Genomic DNA, 738 nt, shown 5'->3' on the forward strand with positions numbered 1-738 from the left:
CGGGTGGTTTGTCCCAGGGCTATAAGCCCAAATTACCAGCCAGCGCCTAAAGACGCTGGCTTTCACTTTGTTCAAGCCTTATTGCTCTTGACTCGTCACTTGCCTCTCAAAGAGGCTTTAGTATTACTTACCACTATCCCTAAAGGGATCCTCATATTCTTTTACACTTAATTTATCTAGTGCTATATCATGCTTTTCCTGTTCTTGAATATATTTCTTAATTGTGGCTTCATTAAGCCCTACTGTACTCACATAATAACCTTCCGCCCAGAAATGCCGATTTCCAAACTTGTACTTGAGATTGGCGTGTTTGTCAAACATCATGAGTGCACTTTTTCCTTTTAAATAACCCATGAAACTCGAAACACTTGTCCTTGGTGGAATACTGACTAACATGTGTACATGGTCTGGCATTAAGTGACCCTCGATAATTTCAACTCCTTTATAACTACACAAGCGATGAAATATTTCGCCTAAACTACTTCGATATTGATTATAGATGACTTTTCGTCTATACTTAGGGGTGAACACAATGTGATACTTACAGTGCCACTTTGTGTGCGATAAACTATGAGCCTTTTGTGCCATATTTTTCTCCTTTCGCTTTACAATTGGCTTGAACACCTTTATTGTATCGCGTTCGGAGTTTTTTTGGTATAACCTTCGACGCGCACCCGCATAGCGGGTGGTTGTTTTGTCTCGCACCTAACGGAGCGAGACGGACTAATAGTCACATAA

The 738-nt window shown here is 40.8% G+C and carries 1 protein-coding gene; it reads right to left on the minus strand.

The window, feature by feature from the left end; translation table 11 throughout:
• Nucleotides 1–123: 123 nt before the first annotated feature.
• Nucleotides 124–588: an IS200/IS605 family transposase gene (gene tnpA / locus D8836_RS11100; RefSeq protein WP_033686116.1), complete on the minus strand. Its 465-nt coding sequence runs from the start codon at nt 586–588 to the stop codon at nt 124–126.
• Nucleotides 589–738: the final 150 nt, after the last annotated feature.

This window comes from Streptococcus mitis (assembly GCF_003942995.1).
Lineage (GTDB): Bacteria > Bacillota > Bacilli > Lactobacillales > Streptococcaceae > Streptococcus > Streptococcus mitis_CV.